This is a genomic window from Phaeocystidibacter marisrubri, assembly GCF_008933165.1.
Lineage (GTDB): Bacteria > Bacteroidota > Bacteroidia > Flavobacteriales > Schleiferiaceae > Phaeocystidibacter > Phaeocystidibacter marisrubri.
Genome location: NZ_WBVQ01000001.1, coordinates 273,466 through 295,485, shown reverse-complemented (window position 1 = coordinate 295,485; position 22,020 = coordinate 273,466). Strand labels below are relative to the sequence as shown.

Annotated in this window: 15 protein-coding genes; 11 read left to right on the top strand and 4 right to left on the bottom strand. The window is 44.8% G+C overall.

Annotation, left to right across the window (positions count from 1 at the left end):
* The first annotated feature begins 54 nt into the window (after positions 1-54).
* From F8C82_RS01295 to F8C82_RS01285, 3 genes are all read left to right on the top strand, one after another.
* Positions 55-468 carry a nuclear transport factor 2 family protein gene (locus tag F8C82_RS01295; protein ID WP_170266113.1) on the top strand — a complete coding sequence of 138 codons (414 nt, stop codon included), beginning with the start codon at positions 55-57 and terminating at the stop codon, positions 466-468.
* Between the two features lie 87 nt (positions 469-555).
* Positions 556-1,578, top strand: a complete 1,023-nt coding sequence (locus F8C82_RS01290; RefSeq protein WP_151691629.1) for a glycosyltransferase family 4 protein — start codon at positions 556-558, stop codon at positions 1,576-1,578.
* Positions 1,579-1,615: 37 nt separating this feature from the next.
* Positions 1,616-2,704, top strand: coding sequence for a DUF1972 domain-containing protein (locus tag F8C82_RS01285; RefSeq protein WP_151691628.1), 1,089 nt, complete (start codon positions 1,616-1,618; stop codon positions 2,702-2,704).
* Between the two features lies 1 nt (position 2,705).
* On the opposite strand, the gene F8C82_RS01280 is transcribed toward F8C82_RS01285, so the two are convergent.
* The 3 genes from F8C82_RS01280 to F8C82_RS01270 form a co-directional block, all read right to left on the bottom strand.
* Positions 2,706-3,326, bottom strand: coding sequence for a 2OG-Fe(II) oxygenase (locus F8C82_RS01280; protein WP_151691627.1), 621 nt, complete (start codon positions 3,324-3,326; stop codon positions 2,706-2,708).
* Positions 3,327-3,391: 65 nt separating this feature from the next.
* Positions 3,392-4,750: an exopolysaccharide biosynthesis polyprenyl glycosylphosphotransferase gene (locus F8C82_RS01275; RefSeq protein ID WP_151691626.1), complete on the bottom strand. Its 1,359-nt coding sequence runs from the start codon at positions 4,748-4,750 to the stop codon at positions 3,392-3,394.
* 7 nt (positions 4,751-4,757) lie between these two features.
* A complete protein-coding gene (locus F8C82_RS01270; protein WP_170266112.1) occupies positions 4,758-7,154 on the bottom strand; it encodes a M1 family aminopeptidase in 2,397 nt (798 codons plus the stop codon).
* Between the two features lie 79 nt (positions 7,155-7,233).
* On the opposite strand from F8C82_RS01270, the gene recG reads away from it, so the two are divergent.
* The 8 genes from recG to F8C82_RS01230 all read left to right on the top strand — a co-directional run bounded on the left by recG (position 7,234) and on the right by F8C82_RS01230 (position 19,370).
* On the top strand, positions 7,234-9,339 hold the full coding sequence (gene recG / locus F8C82_RS01265; RefSeq protein WP_151691624.1) for an ATP-dependent DNA helicase RecG: 2,106 nt from the start codon (positions 7,234-7,236) through the stop codon (positions 9,337-9,339).
* Positions 9,340-9,414: 75 nt separating this feature from the next.
* Complete coding sequence (locus F8C82_RS01260; protein WP_151691623.1) at positions 9,415-10,299, top strand: C1 family peptidase; 885 nt, start codon at positions 9,415-9,417, stop codon at positions 10,297-10,299.
* 93 nt (positions 10,300-10,392) lie between these two features.
* On the top strand, positions 10,393-11,034 hold the full coding sequence (locus F8C82_RS01255) for a YqaA family protein (RefSeq protein ID WP_151691622.1): 642 nt from the start codon (positions 10,393-10,395) through the stop codon (positions 11,032-11,034).
* Between the two features lie 92 nt (positions 11,035-11,126).
* Complete coding sequence (gene pheT / locus F8C82_RS01250) at positions 11,127-13,565, top strand: phenylalanine--tRNA ligase subunit beta (RefSeq protein ID WP_151691621.1); 2,439 nt, start codon at positions 11,127-11,129, stop codon at positions 13,563-13,565.
* Positions 13,566-13,569: 4 nt separating this feature from the next.
* Entirely contained in the window at positions 13,570-14,472 is a 903-nt protein-coding gene (locus F8C82_RS01245; RefSeq protein ID WP_151691620.1) for a histone deacetylase family protein, read from the top strand.
* A gap of 47 nt (positions 14,473-14,519) precedes the next feature.
* Positions 14,520-17,633, top strand: a complete 3,114-nt coding sequence (locus F8C82_RS01240; RefSeq protein ID WP_170266111.1) for a sensor histidine kinase — start codon at positions 14,520-14,522, stop codon at positions 17,631-17,633.
* A 20-nt stretch (positions 17,634-17,653) separates the two neighbouring features.
* A complete protein-coding gene (locus tag F8C82_RS01235) occupies positions 17,654-18,382 on the top strand; it encodes a LytR/AlgR family response regulator transcription factor (protein ID WP_151691618.1) in 729 nt (242 codons plus the stop codon).
* A 715-nt stretch (positions 18,383-19,097) separates the two neighbouring features.
* Entirely contained in the window at positions 19,098-19,370 is a 273-nt protein-coding gene (locus tag F8C82_RS01230) for a hypothetical protein (protein WP_151691617.1), read from the top strand.
* 406 nt (positions 19,371-19,776) lie between these two features.
* On the opposite strand, the gene purL is transcribed toward F8C82_RS01230, so the two are convergent.
* Positions 19,777-22,011, bottom strand: a complete 2,235-nt coding sequence (purL, locus tag F8C82_RS01225) for a phosphoribosylformylglycinamidine synthase subunit PurL (RefSeq protein ID WP_151692897.1) — start codon at positions 22,009-22,011, stop codon at positions 19,777-19,779.
* Between the last annotated feature and the right edge of the window lie 9 nt (positions 22,012-22,020).

The window sequence follows — 22,020 nt, the reverse complement described above, 5'->3', positions numbered from 1 at the left end:
GGCACGATGATTGAAAATCGTGTTCTTGAAGTACTACTTATAAAAACCTTCACCATGTACGCAGTAGCCCTAAAATCAAATCAGAAGCAAGAGGAAATACTCAACCTCCTTCAAACTTGGTTGAGTGGAGTAAAGAATGGAGTAACCGATAAGATTGTATCGTGTTATTCTAAGAATGCCGCACTCTGGGGTTCGATCACGCATCGATTGCGCTGCGACGAACAGGGAATTCGGAATTACTTCAACGAATTTATCAGTTCTGAAAAACACAACCTCGAGGTTTCTTTCCGTGAAATTGACATCAAAGAAATCGCAGGCCTACCTGTAGTTTCAGGAGTTTATGTCTTCACTTGGTTAGACGACGACGGAAAGAAAATGGCCATGCCCGCTCGATACACGTTCGTCCTCAACAATAGAAACGGCAAGTGGAAGATTGAAGATCACCACTCTTCACTCCTCCCTTCTTAAGATACCAATCCAAATCATGAATTTTTGTGATTGAAACCCCGGAGTTTTCCGGGGTTTTCTTTTGCCTATTTTTTGCATCTTGGCTGAATGAAAATTGCCTTCGTTACTCGTTCTACGCTTTTCATTCAACCAGGAGGAGACACCCAACAGGTTGAGCAATCTGCAGCGGAGCTCTCACAACTGGGAGTTCAAGTGGATGTTATCACGAATCAGCGAAATGTGGACTTGAGCGAGTATGATTTGGTACACTTCTTCAACTTAGGTCGACCTGCAGATTTGATTCGCCACAGGAACTGGGATGCCGTTCCACTTTTCATCAGCACCATTTGGGTAGAATACAACAATTCAAACCGAATGGAAACGCTAAAAACCCTGGCAAGAGGAATCCTTGGCAACGATAGAATTCCGCCGTTTTCGTACTTGACAGCGGGACAGGAAAAGTCCATGCAGCAAATCCTCCAACGAGCTGACTTGCTCATCACTACCACAGAAAAGGAAGTCATGAGACTACAACAGGCTTTTGGCGATATAGCTCCAACCTACGTTGTTCCACCAGGAATCAATCGCAGCTACTCAGAAGAACTTCCCGAAGAACGTGAGGAGCGAAGAGGGGTGCTGGTAGTGGGGCGATTTGAAGAAATTAAAAATCAAAAAAGAGCCATCGAAGGATTGGCTCAACTCCACGAGAATATCACATTTGTAGGCGATGCGGCCAGCAATAATCCCAGCTATCTCACAGAGTGTAAAAAACTAGCTACCAACAACATGTCCTTTCGCCCTCACTCTTCCATGGAGGCTCTAAAAATGCTGTATCGATCACATAAAGTGGTCCTCGTTCCAAGTACATTTGAGACTTTTGGATTAACGGCTTTAGAGGGACTATCTCAAGGTTGTGAAGTAGTGCTTTCGACCTCGGCAGGAGCCTATGAATTGTTGAAAGACTATGTCCACGCCATCAACCCATTGGCTCCAGATGATATTGCTAGAGGTGTTGAAGAAGCGCTGCAAACACCTACATCTTCAAGTGGAAGAGCGTATGCATGCCAGTACACCTGGAAACGAGCAGCAGAAACACTTCACAAACTTTATGAAACGCGGTTGAACGCTTAATTAACTACCTTTCCAGTCCATTAACCTGAACCAGAATATGAGAATTGGCATCATTGGGTCTCGCGGCATTCCCAATAGATATGGAGGATTTGAAGAATTAGCCGAGCAGCTTTCGGTTCGACTCGTCAAAATGGGACACTCTGTATTCGTATACAACGGTCACCGCCACCCCTATGCCAACAAAGAGTTCAAGGGAGTTCGAATTATCCATAAATACGACCCCGAGCACCGGTTTGGAACAGTTGGACAATTCATCTACGACTTCAACCAAATCTTTGATGCACACTGGAGACAATTCGATGTCATTCTACAATTAGGGTACACCTCCAGTGGGATATGGCAATGGATGTTGCCCAAAAGTGCTCGGATTGTAACCAACATGGACGGATTGGAATGGAAGCGCAGTAAGTACAACAAGCTCACGCAAAAATTCTTGTTGAGATCTGAGCGATGGGCCGCTCGCCATTCTCACCTCATGGTTGGCGACAATATCGCCATTGAGAAATACCTACACGATAAATTTGGCGGACAAGCAGTGTTCATCCCTTACGGAGCCGACATATTAAAGTCGCCTAACCCAGCGGTATTGGAACCCTACAGTATTCAACCGGGCGAATACAATCTTCTCATCGCTCGAATGGAGCCTGAAAACCACATTCGAGAAATTCTTTCGGGAGTTAAATATGCTGCATCTCAACGAATAACCCTCGTGATGGGCAATCTCGACACAAAATATGGTCAGGAGCTTATACGAGATTTTAAAGATGCTCGAATTCGCTTTCTCAATGCGGAATACAACAAGGAAATTGTAGATAACCTCAGGCATCATTGTCACCTCTATTTTCACGGTCACAGCGTAGGCGGAACAAATCCATCTCTACTAGAGGCCATGGCATGCGGTGCTACAATCGTTGCACACGACAATCCATTCAACCGATCTGTCACCGACGAAAACGCCTATTACTTCAGCAATTCCGATGAAGTATCCCATTGGATTGACACCGTTGAAAAAGACGATAAGACATTACAGATGATCAAGCGAAACACCAACGCGATTCGCGAAAAGTACAACTGGAAGTCGATAGCTGAACAGTACGAACTCGTCTTTAGCCAAGTTCGGATTTAACTCACAAGAAGGTTAAGCCGACAGGTTGATCCAACAACCATCCCGTTAGGCTGTATCGCGCGCGATTGCACTCCAGAACCTCGTGTTCAATTTCGGATCTGAAACACACCAACTTCCCTGCTTCTGGAAGAATGAAGACGGGATCTTTACCTTCCAAATAAATAGCCAACTGTCCACCATCTTCCTCCTCCCAATCGGGATTTAAGTAGAGAACAAAGCTGATCACTCGATGGGGATTGTTCTTAAATCGATCCGAATGACGAGCATATCTAGTACCTTTTGGATAGACCGCAAAATGGATCTCGTATTCCTTCAGGCCAAGAAAACACGTATAATTTAGAAAATTCTGAAGTTCCTCCATGCGCTGGAGATAGGACTTAATACTGGGAGCTGTATCCTCATTATCAATCCACAAAATCTCATCCCCTCGAATGTCTTTTTCGAGTTGATATTCAATCTGCTTCCCAATACCTGCTCTTCGAAATTCGCCTTCTTCTTTGTGTCGAATGGCTATGTCGCGAATAGCTAACGCTTCATCCCGAGACACAAAATTGGGAATCGAGAAGTAACCTGTATCTGCTAATCCATCAGCGATACGGTCAAACAACGATAATGCTGACATTTGACTACAAATGTACTACCGGAAAGAGACAAATGATTCGAGAAAATGGAAATAAATAACCAGAACTAAACTCCTGACTTCCTACCTGTTACCATATTCCAAATGGTCCAGAAGAAGATTTTAACATCGAGTAAGAGCGACCAATGCTCTAGGTAATACACATCTGCGTTCACGCGATCTGACATATCTGTATCTTCCTTAGTTTCACCGCGATACCCCATCACTTGAGCCATACCGGTAATTCCCGGCTTCACCCAATGACGAACCATGAAGGCCTCTACCTTGTGACGGTAACTCTCGGTATGGGCGATCATATGCGGACGTGGGCCTACAATGCTCATCTGCCCTAGCAACACATTGATAAACTGAGGCAACTCGTCAAGGTTGTGCTTTCGTAAAAAACGGCCAACACGTGTAATGCGCGTGTCCTGTGCCGATGCTTGTACACTCTCATCTCCATGGTTCACCACCATGGTTCGCAACTTCAGACAAGTGAACTCTTCACCGTTCAACCCCGATCTCACCTGACCAAAGAAGGGGTTGCCCTTAGAATCCAATCGAATAATAACCGCAAGAAGTGGCAAAAACCACGAAAGCACTCCGAGAACAATAATGGTTGAAAACACGATATCAAACGTTCGCTTTATGACGCGACTATGCCAATAACCAAGCGGCTCTTTTCGAGGAATAAGTACCGGAATTTCCCCCATCAAATCCACGCGAGCATGTCGGATATTGGTCCACTTTAAATCGGGCAAAAAGCGGAATCGAATTCCCTCTTGTTCTGCCAGAACATACCACTGATCAATGGACTCATCTCCACGCAGGAGTGAAACGTACATTTCAGCAGGTCGTACTCCCGAGGCCAGCATTTCTGCCGCTTCCTCAGGTGTTTTGGGAGATGTAATGACGCGATAGCCATACTCGGGATGATGGTCTAATTCCTTTTGAAAATCCGCAATTGCGTTTCCATTTCCCACCAACCAAACTGATCGCGCGTATTTCCCCTTCTTTTGCCAAGATCTCCAGAACGAAATAAAAACCCCTCGAAAGATGAGTATTCCCATTGTGAAGCTCGAGTAAAAATAGATCAAGAAGAGACGCGAATAATATTCCCCCTTTAAACTAACAGCGAGAATGGCGAATAATATTCCGTGTGCAGCAAGCGCGTTCATTGCCCTACCGAGTGCCGTCCGAATCTCCGTGCCAGGTCGGAGATTGTAAATCCCCAGTCCTACACCAATCAAGGACCAACTCAAGTTAAAGAACACCAACAACTGGATGTAGTAGTTGTAATACTCTTCATTCTCTACTCGTAAATCGTCAAAACGCAACCAAGCGGACACGGCGAAGCTGGCATTAAGTAATACCAAATCACCCAGCCACTGTAGGATGCGTAGTAATTTGTCGCTTCTATCGTTCAAGAGATGATTAGTCTAGGTCCAATTGGATGTCTAAGATACGTTCAACTCTTGCAATATCATCTGGATGAGCATCCTTGAGCGCAAATTGTATCTCACGGATCTCGCGATTTCGGTTCATGGTGCTCAAATATTCCTTTGCCCTTTTCACCGCTGCGTTGCGAAGGTGTCGATGTCTGCTCGTCAAGGCAGCGTATTGAATCTCTCGTAAATCTTCACCTGAATATTTCAACATAGACAGGTAATCCCATGCCGATTGTCGGATGTCATTCGAATAACTAGGCCCTGCAAAATCGAGTAAGCGCGGCAGACCGGCTACATCCGAACGCCCTTTGATGGCTACAGTCAAATACGCACAGAACAAGTCAATATCGTGATCCAATCCACCACTTCGCGTATCCAGTGCTTCTAGCACATCTGGGATGGAATTCCTGTTTGAACCTATGATTGAAAATGCCACTTTGAGTGCGTTTGCATCACTCAAAGAAGAAGTGTCGCGAAGGGCCAAAATCATTCCATCAACCTGCTTTTCATCAAGTTCTGAGAACGGAAAAAGACGAGCAAAATGCCCTACACTGTTAATGTCCTCAGAAAGAATCATCGCCATGAACATGATTTCCTCAAAGTTCTCTGGTCGCTCTTTAGCTGCGCGAGACATCAGTGAATCCCGAGTACACTGAGGACCAATATCCATCATCAACCCAGCTAAATCGCGAAAGTACTCCGATTCGAGATCTATTTGAGAAACCACCCTCGCTTGAGTGTATGGAGAGCACATCATTGCCATGTTAATCGCCATAGAGTCGGGCAATTCGATTTTCCAGTCAATGGGATAATGATGGTACGGATCAAACTCTACAACTGTCCAGCGATCTTCAAATCGAAACAGCTCGCTCCAAGTATCCTTTTCAAAGTTGATAAATCGATCTTCATATTCAAACTCATCCTTCCAAATGCGAACATGAAGGCGGTGTATAGGAAGTGGTTCACCCCATTTATTCCATTGCTTTGCACGAATGACTAGTGCCTTGGTAGATTCGTCAATTTGGTAGTCAACATATCCGGTAGATTCATGCGGTTTCTCCACATACGCTGCAAAAAAATCATCGAGCTCACACTCACATGTTTCTTCCATTACATTCTTAAACGTAGAGGTGGTCACTAAACCGAAGGCATTCTGCTCCAAGTATCGGACAATGGCGCTGTCAAAAACGGTCGTACCTACTTCGTGCTCTAAAGCTCGCAAGGTCAATGCCCCCAATTGATAGAATCGGTGGCTTCCGGCCTTGGAATGTTGAAGCGGAAAAGCGTCAACCTCATTAGCCGTTCGAACCAAATCGAGGGCTTTCATCCATTCATAAGTGTAGTGCTCATGCCCAAACACAGCTCGCTCTGCTTCCATTTGGTAATATGTTGCAAAACCTTCATGCAACCAGAAATCATGTGAACTTGGAACGGTTACCAAATCTCCAAACCAATGATGCGCTAACTCATGAGCGTTCACATACACATAGTTTCTATCTGCAAAACTTGCGCTATCTGCAATGAACACCTCTGAAAAGATGGTCATACACGTATTCTCCATGGCGCCGTGTGGAAAGTTTGCCACAGGAGCTTGGCGGTAGGCACTCCACACAAAAGGATAGCCAATTCGATCGTTCAGATACGTCCAAACTTGATCGTTTGCATAGTAAGTGGTTGGATAGGCATCATCTAAATCTTCATACATATAAACCGCTCTAAACGGCGATTCCCCTACAACAGTTTCATGATACTTCCCTATTACAAAGGCCATTAAATAAGAAGAATGTGGATGATGCATGACGTATGTCCAGGTGGTCATTTCCGCCCCTTCACTAGCTTTAGAAACAAGCTCACCATTAGCTAGGACTTGGAAATCACTATCAAATGTGATACTCAAAGACGTCATTAGCTTGTCATTCTGAGCATCCACATGCGGAAGCCAATGTCGGTGATCAATCCCCTGACCCTGAGTAAATATCTGCCTACGGGCCTTTCCAGACGGATCATCCCATCCATTAAAATACACCCCTTTGAAGGGCCGAGAAGAAAAGTCGATTTCTATTTCCGACTCTTCCCATTCACTCGATGGACGCAGCACGATACCTTGCTCTTCCCTACTCCAAGTCACTTCCCCACCATTAAATCGAGGCGGGTTAACCACAGAAATGGACGGTTTTGCATCCAGCCAAATGGAGTCGGTTCGCTCCATTTTATGCACATACAAATGGACGGTTCCCTCTACAATCCCATCTTCTGGTTCAAAAAACAGATCTGCATGGAGACTATCCTGATCTACTATTAATTCACGCGGAACAGCGTCATCTACTTCATATTGTTGGGCACTCAAAGAGAGTGGTATACAAAGGAGCAAGTACTTTAACATGCTTTCGAAGATAGAATTTTCCCATTTCAGTGAAGTGAAAAAGGCCACCATATCAAAGGAATTCATCATTTTTGGGTACATGGAGAGAGATCTTCTCAAAACACCGATAGAATTCTTGAAAGGCGTTGGTCCAGCAAAGGCTGATGCTCTGAAAACGGAAATGGGCATCCACACATTTGAGGACCTGCTACATACTTACCCGTTTCGATACATTGACCGCTCTAAGTTCTATACGGTAAATGAGCTTCAATCTGCGGCCGCCGAAGTTCAGCTGAGAGGAAGAATCACTTCTATGCAAGAAATAGGTGCTGCCCGAAAAAAACGACTAGTAGCTCAGTTTGAAGATGCTACAGGCCGAGTTGAATTGGTGTGGTTCAAAGGAGCACAATGGATTGCGAAATCCCTTCAAATGGGGAAGGAATACGTCCTATTTGGCAAGCCCAATTACTTTAAAGGCAAGTACTCCTTTCCTCATCCAGAATTGGAACTCGCGGAAGATTTCACAAAATCTCCCATACAAGGACTTCAACCGGTTTACAACAGCACGGAAAAACTGACGAACAAGGGATTAAATGCCCGAGGTATTTCGAAACTCACCCGCGTACTCCTACCACAAGTCAAGGGTTTGATTCGGGAAAATTTACCGAGCCGAATTCTTGAACATTACAAATGGCCAAGTAGAGAAGCCGCCCTGTTTGAAGTTCATTTCCCTCAGTCGCTGGAACGACTGGAGATCGCCAGGAACCGCCTAAAATTTGAGGAGTTCTACTTCATTCAAATAGCTCTCTTACTTCAAAAGGACCTGAAGACCAAGCAGACTCCGGGACAAGTATTTGGAGAAGTTGGAGACACCTTCAACAACTTCTACAAAAACAACTTACCCTTCGAATTAACAGGTGCCCAAAAGAGAGTACTCAAGGAAATTCGGAGTGATAGCAGAAGCGGTAAGCACATGAATCGTTTGGTTCAAGGAGATGTGGGATCGGGAAAAACCGTAGTTGCACTCTTGAGCATGTTGATTGCCATCGATAACGGTTTCCAAGCCTGTCTGATGGCTCCAACAGAAATTCTCGCACAGCAACACTACAACGGACTTGCCGAACTACTGGAGGGAACCCCCGTTCGAATTGCCTTGCTCACGGGAAGCACAAAAACCGCGAGACGAAAAGAGATACATGCCGATCTTCTCAACGGACAATTGGACATTCTAGTGGGAACCCACGCCCTTATTGAACCCACTGTGAAGTTTAGGAATCTGGGTTTGGCTGTAATTGATGAACAGCATCGATTTGGAGTTGCTCAAAGGGCCAAACTGTGGAAGAAGAACACCATTCCCCCACACATTCTCATCATGACCGCTACGCCAATTCCACGAACCCTAGCCATGAGCTTGTATGGCGATTTGGACATCAGCGTAATTGATGAATTACCTCCAGGCCGACAGCCCATCAAAACGGTGCATCGATACGACAGTAATCGATTGCAGGTATTCGGATTCATGAAAGATGAAATCGCGAAAGGAAGACAGTGTTATGTGGTCTATCCCCTCATTGAGGAGAGTTCTACGATGGATTACAAGGATTTGGAAGATGGATATGAAAGTATCTGTAGAGAATTTCCTCGTCCAGAGTATCAAGTGAGCATCGTTCATGGCAGAATGAAAGCCGAAGACAAGGATGCAGAAATGCAGCGATTTGCCAAAGGTGAAACCCAAATCATGGTAGCCACCACCGTTATTGAAGTCGGTGTAAACGTTCCCAACGCCAGCTTGATGATCATCGAAAGCTCCGAGCGATTTGGCCTCAGTCAACTTCACCAATTGAGAGGGCGTGTGGGCAGAGGTGCCGAACAAAGCTATTGCATCTTGATGACAGGCAACAAACTGAGCAACGAAGCAAAAACGCGATTGGAAACCATGGTTCGCACGAACGACGGCTTTGAGATTGCCGATGTAGACCTGCAACTCAGAGGTCCGGGCGACCTCATGGGGACGCGCCAAAGTGGAATGTTGGATTTAAAGATTGCCAACTTGTCAAAAGATGGACAACTCCTTCAATTGGCAAGGAAAGAAGCCGAAGGCCTCCTCCAAGAAGACCCTAGATTGGAAAAGCCGGAACACGCTCAAACCAGAACGTTCTTTGTAGCACAAAACAAAGGCAAAGTTCACTGGAGTAAAATCTCTTAAAACTATCTTCGAGATTTTCTATCTTCGGTAGACTAGCGTTCGTTATCAGAACGTTAGAAGAATTAAACTACACTCGTGCGCTTACATCTCATTCTCTGGACACTCATTGCAAGTTTGGCATTGTCGCTTTCGCTGTCGGCACAACGAGCGAATGGTCTTCGTTTTGCAAACCAAGAAGACTACGTTCAGATCGAGAAGGCATCCATTCAGCTCCTCAAGAACGTCCCTTCGGAATTCGATTTGAGCAAGTGGTTTCCCAAGCCAGGAGATCAGGGTAGTCAGGCTTCCTGCGTAGGATGGGCCTTGGCATACGGCCTGAAATCGTATCAAGAAGCTCGCAGACTCCAACGCCCACCCACCGAGCAAGACCACGTGTTTAGTCCAGCCTTCATTTACAATCAGATAAGCGACAACTGTTACAGTGGGTCGAATTTGCGGGAAGCCTTAGAGCTCATGCGAAGAAGTGGTGTAGCTCCCATGACCAGCTTTCCATACGACGATGAAGATTGCTCTAAAATCCCTGGAAACTCCATTAAAGTTGAGGCCAAAGCATACGTCATTGGCGGATGGAAAAGAGTAGAATACCGGAATGAAGGACAGATGAAAACCTTTCTCGTTCATGGCAAACCCGTTGTGGTAGGCTTAGAAACAGACACGTGGTTCGACAACCTTTCCGACGGAGAAGTTTATCGCGTTTCTTCCAACCGATATACGGGTGGTCACGCTGTGGTTGTTATTGGTTATGACGACAGAAGAGGCGCCTATAAAATCCTCAACTCTTGGGGTGAAGACTGGGGCGAGAATGGATATGGATGGATTGCCTATGAACTCTTCGAAAAAGTGGTACATGAAGCCTATATCGTTGAAGACGCAGATGTAGATCGACGTCCATCCAAAAAGCACAAAAAGGGAGGCAAGCCCATCGACGTTGGCTATATTCCAGAAGAGAGCAAAATTTAGAGAAAGGGAGTAATTATTCTATAGGGTAAACTTTCTCCGCTGTCCGTTTGTTTCTAAATTGCACATCCACCTTACAAAAATCGCTGTTCACGGATGTCCTCAACGGATCAAGTATATCTCAAGATGTCGCCAATCAAAAAGTTTTGGAACAGACAGATTACCCTTCATCGTTACTTTCGTATTTCGGGTGGTTATAAATTTATGGGGAAAAACCTTCTGCGGTTACTCCTCTTTCTAGCCGTATTTGCAGCGGCAGCTTGGTTACTGAATAAGTACGTTTTTAACTTCAGTGATTTTTCTGAAGAAATCACTGAAAAGTACAGCACATGGGCTGTCATTTCTTGGCTTTTTGCCAGCGAAGTAATTGTAGGCGTACTTCCTCCCGAGGCCTTCATAGTTTGGGCGAAATCGTTCCCCCAACCCTACTTGATGGTAGGCATACTTGCGACAGTGAGCTATGCCGGCGGTTTGATCTCTTTCATCATTGGAACCCGACTCTACCGTTTACCTAGAATCCACGATTGGGTGGATCAAAAATTCAGTCTTCAAATCAAACAAATTAAAAAATATGGCGGTCTGCTTATCGCTATCGCCGCCCTTACCCCACTCCCCTATCCTCTCATCTCTATGATTGCAGGGTTAGCGGGAATTCGAATGAGCTTGTTCGCCCGGGTTGCATTAATTCGATACGTTCGTTTCTTCATTTGGGCCGGCGTCTTATTCGGAACTTTTTGAGAGGTAATTTACATTGCTCTCACCACTTCCATCTTCGTTGAACACTATGTACCTTTGTGCCTTTACAATATCGGCCTTGAAATAATATTCTCATGACAATCAGCTACAGCTGGCTTCGCAGATATCTCAACTTTGATCCTGCAGTCGTTACACCCACTCTAGTTTCTGAAATTCTTACTCGCACCGGACTTGAGGTGGAGGGAATGGAAGAAATTGAATCCATAAAAGGCGGATTAAAAGGCGTAGTGATTGGAAAGGTGCTTACCTGCGAGCAACATCCAGATGCCGATCGATTGAAAGTGACCACGGTAGATGTTGGCGGTGATGAACCTATAAACATCGTATGTGGTGCTCCTAACGTTGCCGCTGGACAATATGTTCCGGTTGCTACCATTGGTGCTGTTCTTTACCCAGGAGGAGGTGAAGAGGCCCTGAAGATCAAAAAGGGTAAAATCCGTGGGAGCGTTAGTGAAGGAATGATTTGTGCCGAAGACGAACTCGGCATGGGCGTTAGTCATGACGGTATTCTAGTGTTGGAAGAAACCACAGTAGGTACTCCGGCTGCAGAATACTTCAACATCGAAAACGATATTGTATTTGAAATCGGACTCACCCCAAATCGCACAGACGCATTGGGTCATTACGGCGTGGCGCGCGACTTGCGTGCAGGTTTGCTTCGCGATGGAATAGAAACTCAACTCTCCCTTCCGAGTGTAGTGGCATTTACTCCCGAACACAAAGAGCGTCCATTCAAACTCACGATAGAAGACACCGAAGGATGTCCGCAGTTCTACGGAGTTACCCTCACCGATGTTAAGGTTGGCGAATCTCCTTCTTGGTTGAAAAACGCCCTTCTGAGCATTGGACTTCAACCCGTAAACAACATTGTTGACGTCACCAATTTTGTTCTGCACGAAACAGGTCACCCACTTCACGCTTACGATGGAGACAAAGTGGCCAACGATCACTTACTTGTCCGTACCCTTCCAAAAGGAACTAAGTTCATCACTTTGGATGAGAAAGAACGCACCTTGGACGCATCGGATTTGATGATTGCCGACAGCAATGGCGGCAAGTGCATTGCAGGTGTATTCGGCGGACTTGATTCGGGCGTATCGAATGGAACCACAACTGTATTCTTAGAAGCGGCGTGGTTTAATCCAGTTCGAATTCGCAAAACGGCCAAGCGTCACGCTTTGAACACCGACGCATCATTCCGCTATGAAAGGGGCGTTGATCCTGCTTTAACGGAATATGCTTTGAAGCGAGCTGCACTTCTCATGTGCGAAGTTGCCGGTGCTAAAATTGGCTCCGACATCGTTTCGGAAGTCACCCAGAAATTTGAAGAACCACAGATCCATCTCTCCTACAAGCGTATCAACGCCTTATTGGGGCAAGCCATTCCAAGAGAAGACATCCTATCCATTCTCGACTCCCTTGAATTTCGAATCATTGGGGAAAATGGCGATGCACTTCACGTAGCCGTGCCTCTTTATCGATGGGACGTTACTCGCGAAGCTGATGTGGTAGAAGAAATCCTGAGAATCTTCGGATTTGACAACATCGAATTTCCAGAGGGCATGCGCATGAACTTGCCACATAATGAACCTCGCCACCCGGATGACCTCCGTCGTTTGGCAGCTAGCACCCTTGCTGGAATTGGACTTTCTGAGATCATGAATAACTCGCTCACCAAGCGCAGTTACTACGAAGACAACACAGACTTCCCAATTGAAAACTGTGTAGACATCCTCAACCCATTGAGTCAAGATCTAGGCGTCATGAGAATGACCCTTCTATTGGGTGGATTGGAAACGATAGCATACAACCGAAATCGTCAGCAAAAAACCATTCGTGCTTTTGAGTTCGGAAATGTGTACCGCAAAAATGAGAGCGAAAAGTACAGTGAAAACAAGCGTCTTGGCATATGGGTGAGCGGCCCACGTCAAGCTGCGCACTGGTCTACTCCTTCCACAGATAGTAGCTTCTTCACCCTCAAGGGCATTGTAGAAGCCTTCCTCGGCAGATTCAACCTCAACTTCTTCTACAAAACGCTAGGGGAAAACGGTGTATTGGCAGATGGACTTGAACTCAATGTTCAAGGTAGAGCAGTAGGAACGCTGGGGTATGTATCAAGAAAGTACATGAAAATGTGCGACATTGACGAAGTTGTATTTTACGCAGATATCGATTGGGACATGCTCGTCACCATGATTACTCGTAGCGTGGTGAAGTACGCAGATCTACCTAAAACTTTTGCCGTTCAACGCGACTTGGCTCTTTTGGTAGACACTTCCGTACAGTATGCTGATCTCGAAAAAATCGCAAAGCGCACCGAAAAGAAATGGCTCAAAGAGGTTGACCTTTTTGACGTCTACGAAGGAAAAAATCTTCCTGAAGGCAAAAAGAGCTACGGATTGAGATTCACCATTTTGGATGCCGAAAAGACTTTGAACGACAAGCAGCTCGATCAAACCATGGCAAAAATCCAATCGGCCTTGGAACGTGAATTCCAAGCTGAGTTGAGATAATACCATGTTCAAGGTAGCATTTGACCCCATCTATTGTCATCCCCTTCCGGAAGGACATAGATTTCCCATGGCCAAATACGAGCTACTGCCCGAACAACTGATTCGCGAAGGAACCCTCTCTGAATCCCAGTTTTTTGCTCCAGATGCATTGGAAGAGGATCGAATTGTCCGAACGCACGACAAGACTTACTGGGAACAACTAAGAGATGGTACGCTGGACCGAAAAGCGCAAAGGAAAATCGGATTCCCACACAGCGATCAGTTGGTAAAACGAGAAACCATTATCTGTAGAGGGACGGTAATGAATGCTGAATACGCATTGGCAAATGGAGTTTCCTTCAACATCGCAGGAGGAACTCATCATGCCTATGCTGCATCGGGTGAAGGTTTTTGCCTCTTAAATGACAATGCTATTGCAGCCCACCATCTAATAGACTACCATCTAATGGAGCGAATCCTAGTAGTGGATTTAGATGTGCACCAAGGAAACGGTACCGCTCGCATATTTGAGAATGAACCACGCGTCTTCACCTTCAGCATGCATGGTGAAAAAAATTACCCGCTACACAAAGAAAAAAGTGACCTCGACATAGAGTTGCCTGACGGAATTAGCGATAGTGCCTATCTCTCTATTCTGGACAGGAATTTAAAGGAGCTCATTCAACGAATTGAACCGCAGTTTATCTTCTTTCAATCAGGGGTAGATGTATTGGCTAGCGACAAACTTGGCCGACTGGGTTTGAGCATAGAAGGCTGTAAATCGAGGGATCGATTGGTGTTTGAAACCTGTATTGCGAATGAAATCCCTGTAGCGGTGAGCATGGGAGGCGGATACTCCGAACGACTTTCAGACATTATAGAAGCACACGCAAACACCTATAGAATAGCGTCTTTTCTCTATTCCTAATTAGAGAACATCTTCTATATTTGAGAGTGCTACGAAACATGACTCTCATGAGGAGACTTACTACTTCCAATTTTCAAATGAAGGCCTTGTTTTCCAAGGCATCATCATTCTACCTCTCCTCGTATTCCCTTTTTAGCATCGGCTTCGTCATCATTCTGTTCAGCACGGCGGTAAGAGGACAACAACCGTGGATGGATCAGTCCACACAACAACTTCCAGCTCGTGAAGTATACCACGTGGTTGAGGACTCCATTGGCGTTAAATACGTCTGTACGGAGCAAGGTGCCTTTGCCATGTATGGATCCAAAGTGATTCCGCTTGACAAAAGTTCGAACGGCGAACTTTCTACTATTTACAATTTACACGTCGATCCCATTGGACGAATTTGGGCATTAACCGCCTCATCTGGAGTCTTTTATCTAGACAAAGGGGTTTGGGTTGCCCCTCCGTTTAACGACGACTTGAACAAAAAAACACCTCGAAGCCACTTCGTATACTACATGTGGGTGTCCGAGGATGGAAATCACCTCATATTCGACTTGTATGCAAATGACTTATCCTTTGCTACGTGCAGCTTTACGGATGACAAAATTGAAATCCATACACCAATTGTAGAAGAGAGGTTTCGGGTTACACCGGCCATTATTGAGAGAGACGGGAAAGATATCTTTCACTTAATGATGGGGGGACTAGATCGATACATCTCCCGAACAGTTGGATTCAAAAATCTAAACGATTCGAACCGAAGAATAGACACCTCGTTTGTTTCTGCGTGGGGTGAAAAATTGAAGATTAGGTACATGAATCACAGCGACCTAAAGAAGCTCTGTGATTCAGAACCTCCCCCAAGACGGAGTCGGATTTCTTTGGTTGATCAACTAGACTCTAGTGGCGTTGAACGTCATTTTATCACCACCCAGCACACCCTTTTTGAAATACTCGAGAATGGGGATATCAAGGCTGCTCCCATCTTATTCTGTGACCACGTAGCCTTTCGGGTTATTGACAACGAACTCTATTGCTGCACACTGTCGGATGGAATTACTCGCTATGCTCTGAAAGGTGGAGAGCTCGTTCAGACGGGGCATTTTTTTGACAACCAAAGCATCTCTGACATCTATAAGACGAAGTCGGGATACTATTGGATTTGCGACATTAATGAAGGACTGAGAATCATTCCAAACATCAATTTGACGAATTATGAAGTCCAAGATTTAACTTTCCCTAATCGGCTCACTCGACCTTTTCATTATTACAATGGGCTCTTTTACGCAGCTGTTTCAGACACCATCTACAGTCTGCAATTAACGTCCTCCGACTTATCTATAGTCAAGAAAGTACCAATTCCGTATCGACCTATCGTAAACAGCCGATTTCATCGATCTCATTGGCAAGACAGCGTACTGAACGACCTGTTTCTTACCACTTCTATCACACACCCTGAGCACCATCGAATTTGGTCTATTTTCCCTGCGGGAAGAGAAAAATCTTTTCCCTTTTTGGGCACTTCATTCCTAACTAAAAGCACCGCTAATTCAGATTGGACTAAGTATTATGTACTAAATGAAGGAAAATTATTCTCTGTCGATACCCAACATGTTTTCACAGAGGAAGTTTCCATTCCAAGCGACTCTTCATTCATCATTGATTTTTCACTATCCAACGATAGTATCGATTACGTCTTAACTGAACGAAACCTCTACAGAAAAACGAACTCTAGCTATTTGCCACTGCTCAACGAAGAGCTTCAAAATAGCATCAAGACATCACAACTCTACAAGTTAGGCGCAGATTGGTTAGTACTGCCTTCCTATAACGATGGAATCTATCTGTTAGGTGCAGATACCACCATCCACTTAACGGCTCAAAACTATTTACCCAGCGACTATACCATCTCCGTAAGCACCTATAAAAACGTGCTTATTACCGCATCCGAGAAGAGTCTATTCGTCTTGGTAATGAAGGGAAACGAAATTGCCTATTGTAGAATTCTTCCGCTACACGACTATGTTGCAGAAAATTCCATTCGAGAGATAATTCCAGGAGATACGAGCATCTTCGTCTTCCATGGAAATCAAGTGCTAAAGGCACCTTTGGAGTACATTATGAATCTGCCAGATGACGTTCAATTGAACTACTCCAATCTACGGGTAAATGGAATCGAGGCTGCATTAGATGAAAACAATCACCTCAACCTTAATCGAGGGACAGCGTATATCTCCGTTAAAATCCTATCCGCCAATTCCGTTCAAAATCGGGGTCAATTGCTGCGATGGAGATTAACGCCTGACGCCCCATGGGAATACGATGAATCTGGCGATCTCAGTTTCTCAAATCTGCGCTATGGAAGCTACAATCTTGAAGTCCAATTACGCAGTGAGTATGGCGTCTGGAGCAACATTCAATCCATCTTCACTTTCCAAATTCGCCCTTTTATAACTGACACATGGTGGTTCTGGACCCTGTTGACCTCCCCTCTACTCATCATTCTCGCCATCGCTATTATCGTAAACGAAAGGCGAAAAAAGCAAGATAAGCAGCTCATTGAATCCAATATGGCCACCTTGAAGATGCAAATCAATCCGCATTTCATTTTCAATGCTTTTAACTCCATTCAGTACCTCATCAACAGCAACCGAAACAGCACTGCTTCTGAGTACTTAAAACGACTCGCCGTACTGATACGAAAAACCATCAGCAGACCCGACTTACACCGCGTTTCTCTGGAAGAGGAAATTCAATATCTCGATGAGTTCATGAGTATTGAGTTACTCCGACTGGAGGATTGTTTCGATTTCATCATAGAGATCGATTCAGACATCAATACGAAAACCACTTTTGTGCCTCCCATGCTCATCCAACCTTTACTAGAAAATGCAGTTTGGCATGGAGTAAGTAACAAAACCAATAGAGGCATCGTTAAACTCATAATCAAACGACAATTAAATACGATAGAAATTCACATCACCGATAACGGAGATGGATTCCCTCTCTCAGAATGGCGAGCGATGAAGCAAGGCATTTCAAACAAGGGATCCCTCGGTTTGAGGAATGTGCTCCAGAGGTTGGAATTATTAGCAGCGCTATATGAGAAAACGTACGAGCTCGAATTGCGCCCTGAAAATACTGGAACACACTTTGTGATGACTATCGGACTTTAACCCCCTAGCAATCTAACCTCATGAAATGCATTTTGGTTGATGACGAACCTCACGCAAGAGCCCTACTGAAAAACTTGATTTCTTCTTCAAAGTACGAATTGGAGATAGTGGGAGAGGCTTCCGATGTTGACACTGCCATAGAGATTCTCCTGTTCGAAAAACCGGATATCCTGTTTTTGGACATCCGAATAAAGAAACGACTGGGCTTTGAAGTACTAGACCGATTTCCCAATCCTGAATTCAAGATCGTTTTCACTACGGCATACGATGAATACGCCTTAGACGCCTTTGAATATGCCGCTGTGCATTACATGTTAAAACCGTACGACCAGCAGACACTAGACAACGCGATTCAACGATGTATTTCTGCTTCTGGTGGCACTTTTTCCACGCAAAAACTTACCGAACATCTAAACGGAAATGGAGTCTCTCATATGTTGAGTATTCCGAACCGGTCAGGCACCGTTCGGTATCCCACCAAAGACATCCTCTATCTCATTGGCTCAGGATCATACACCGAAATTTACCTTACCAAAGGCAGAACGGTTCTGGCCTCCAAGTCCATAGGACATTTTGGCGAACTCATTCAAGATTACGCATTCATGCGATGCCACAAGAAGTACATCATCAATACCGCTCATGTAGTGAATTACGAAAAAGGCATGCAAGCGAGCGTGACCATGACCGATGGAAGAGCCCTAGAAGTTTCAAGAACGCATAAGTCGGAGGCGGCAAAACGACTTCTTTAAGGATTAAATGCAGTTTATAAATTGAAACATGCAGTTGGTAAAATAATCCAACACGCTCTCATTTTGGATTATCATATTTGAATGTGCGAATACGAAACGCCTCGTTCTTTTCTCAATCTCCTACTCTCTCATGCATGACCAAATTCGTCATGTACTAGAAAGGAACAGAGGTAAACTCTAAACTCTCTCTTAGGCTCCGATACACTTTGATTGACTATCATTGGGGGGTACCGGACAGAACCCAGAGAGATAGGTGGCTCTGGGTTTGGCATACGTATTCGCACAAAAAAGCCCTCCGATTTACATCGGAGGGCTTTTTCTTTTCCTCTATCTCGTCGAGTAAAAATGACCTCGCTTTATGCTCGCAGTGGTTCGTAAAAACATACTAGCTGGCTAGCGGATAATTGATGGATGTGATCTCGATCGCTGTAAGAGCAATTGTTCCAGCGACAATGTGTTCATTTAACCGCTGTTCTTGAGAACGGAGCTGTCATAGCTACTTAAGCCCCCAAGAGTATTCAAGACGTCTAATACGTCCATTTTTTGAAGACAACTCAATAAAACGATTTCAGAATATATGTGTGAAATAAAATGAATATTACTGCATAGTTGTTTAATTTTAAACCATTAGCTAAAATATATCACTATAAGAAAACTGATAAACGCATTCAATTCGAAAGCAAGGGTAGGTCGCGGGTTGGCTGGGACCTTAATCATGAGCACGGCTCTTGGTGGTATAATCGCTGGAGTTGGTATGCAATCCATGGGGGCTTGGCCTAAATGGCTAGGCGGTAATGATGTAAGTGACGAAGGTTGTAGTTGTCAGGATTACAAACCCGTGAATGAAGAGCGCAACTTTCACTGGCTGATTTGCCCGATAAAATGTGCTTGGGGATGGAGAGACACAGGCATGCAGACCACTGCCATTATCCACTATGATTATTCATGTGAAGAGCATGGTCATCAAGTCGTTCTCCAAAAGAACTGAACAAGCAGTTTGTTGAAATAAATCCTCTTAGGGAGCAGTCTATCCCGTCGCTGATTAAGTTAATGTCAATTCACGAGAAGCGGAAGGAATGCGGATTGGCGAAAGAATATTGGGTCGTTAAAGAATACAATGAAGACTGTGAATATCCATGTTTCTATAATTTATATCCAAGCTTCACGCACCGTAATAAAGGATGAATATGACACCGCGGAAAATGCCATGGATGTCATTCTAATTGACAAAAGCACAGTAACCAATACCAGCCTCTCCTCTATAGGTAGTTGACTCCAGAGAATGCAAAACAAAACAGCCACTGGAACTTCATCCAATGGCTGTTATAAATCAAAGTAGTTTGAATATCTAAAGATAAGTCTCCTATCTAGGTCGAGACAATATCAAGTATGACTTAGTGCTGGAAATACTTGCCGATAGCATTATCGTATTTGTCTTTCCACTCGCTTACTTCTCCCCAATCCTCATCATCGATACGGATGGAACCTTTTGTAACATGACCGAGCAAATCGAACTCAACACCGTTTAGCATCATCAAGTCGATGAACTCATCTTCGTGATCCGAATCTACAGTAACTACTGCACGGCTCTGACCTTCGCCAAACAACCAGGCATCCTTGCGAATGGCTGCGTCACTTGTAACGTCAAAACCTAATCCAGAGCTCATTGCACTTTCGAGAAGTGAAACGAACAATCCACCTTCACTCACATCGTGAGCGGAACGAAGAACCCCCTTGCGGATGAGCATCTTGATTTGCTCTTGGTTCGCGTATTCCTCTTCTAGACTAAAGTATGGCACTGGAGACTTCTCAATCTTGTGGTATTTTACCAAGTACTCAGATTGAGAAATATCGTTGCGGTTCTCACCGATCAAATAAATCAAGTGACCTTTCTCCTTGAATGGAATTGTAGTGATATGCTTCTTGTCTTCTACCAATCCAATCATACCGATGGTAGGCGTAGGGAAAACAGGCTCAGTGCGATCCTTCAACACCGTTTGGTTGTAGAAGCTAACGTTACCACCGGTTACCGGAGTTGTAAACTTCTCACACGCCTCAGACATCCCTTTGATGGCGCCTACAAACTGCCAATACACTTCTGGATTGTATGGATTTCCAAAGTTCAAACAGTTGGTAATCGCAGAAGGAACACCCCCCGAAACTACAATGTTACGAGCTGCTTCAGAAACCGCAATCATGGTACCCACTTTCGGGTCGGCATGCACATAACGGCTATTACAGTCTACTGTCATTGCGATACCGCGGTTCGTATCTTTAATGTTTACAATCGGCGCATCTGTTGGGCCATTTGTAGACATATTTACCGTACCCACCATGCTGTCATATTGCTCATAAATGAACTTCTTAGACGCAATGTTTGGTGAGGTGATCACCGTTTCTGCTGCTGCTTTCAAATCTGCAGGAACAGTAACTGAATTGATATCGAATTCTTTGTATTCGTTGAAGTAAGCAGGCTCACGTGTTTCTCGGTAATACACTGGAGCACCTCCGCCAAGAACCAACGGTTCTGCTGGTGTGGTTGCCACCAATTCTTCTCCCCAATAGTATTCGAGAAGATCACCTTCAATCACTTCACCGATCTGCTCACAGTGGATATCCCACTTGTCAAAAATCTTCTGTACGTCAGCTTCGCGGCCTTTTTCCACGATTACAAGCATGCGCTCTTGAGATTCTGAAAGTAGAATCTCCCAAGGTTCCATTCCGTCTTGACGAGTTGGAACTTTATCTAACCATAGGCGCATACCCAAGCCTCCACCTGCACTCATCTCTGATGAAGAACAAGTAATACCGGCTGCACCCATATCTTGCATTCCCACAACAGCACCGCTCTTCGCTAGTTCCATTGTAGCTTCTAACAACAACTTCTCTTGGAATGGATCACCTACTTGAACGCTTGGAATGTCGTTTGCTGAATCTTCGCTCAGATCCTTTGAAGCAAACGCGGCACCGTGAATACCGTCACGCCCCGTAGCAGATCCTACGATGAATACAGGGTTACCCACTCCTCCACTCTTGGCAGAGATTTGGCCACCTACTTCTACAATACCTGCAGAGAAAGCATTCACCAATGGATTTTGGTTGTAACAAGAGTCGAAGTACACTTCTCCTCCAACCGTTGGAATACCGAAAGAGTTACCGTAATCGCCGATCCCCTTCACTACACCTTTCACCAACCACTGTGTTCTCGCACTTTCAATATCGCCAAAACGAAGCGAGTTCAATTGTGCAATTGGACGTGCTCCCATGGTGAAGATATCGCGATTGATTCCACCTACACCCGTTGCCGCACCTTGGTAAGGCTCAATAGCAGAAGGGTGGTTGTGTGATTCAATCTTAAAGGCACATGCCAAACCGTCTCCAATATCAACAAGACCAGCATTCTCTTCACCTGCTTTAACAAGCATATGAGGTCCGTCTTTAGGTAGGGTTTTGAGCCAAACAATAGAATTCTTGTAGCTACAGTGCTCACTCCACATTACTGAGTAAATACTCAACTCAGTGAAGTTAGGTGTGCGTCCTAGAATGCTGACAATCTTATCAAACTCCTCTGGAAGTAATCCTAATTCCTTTGCAGTTTCTACAGTGGTTTCAACAGTGCTGACCGACATGTGCAATTG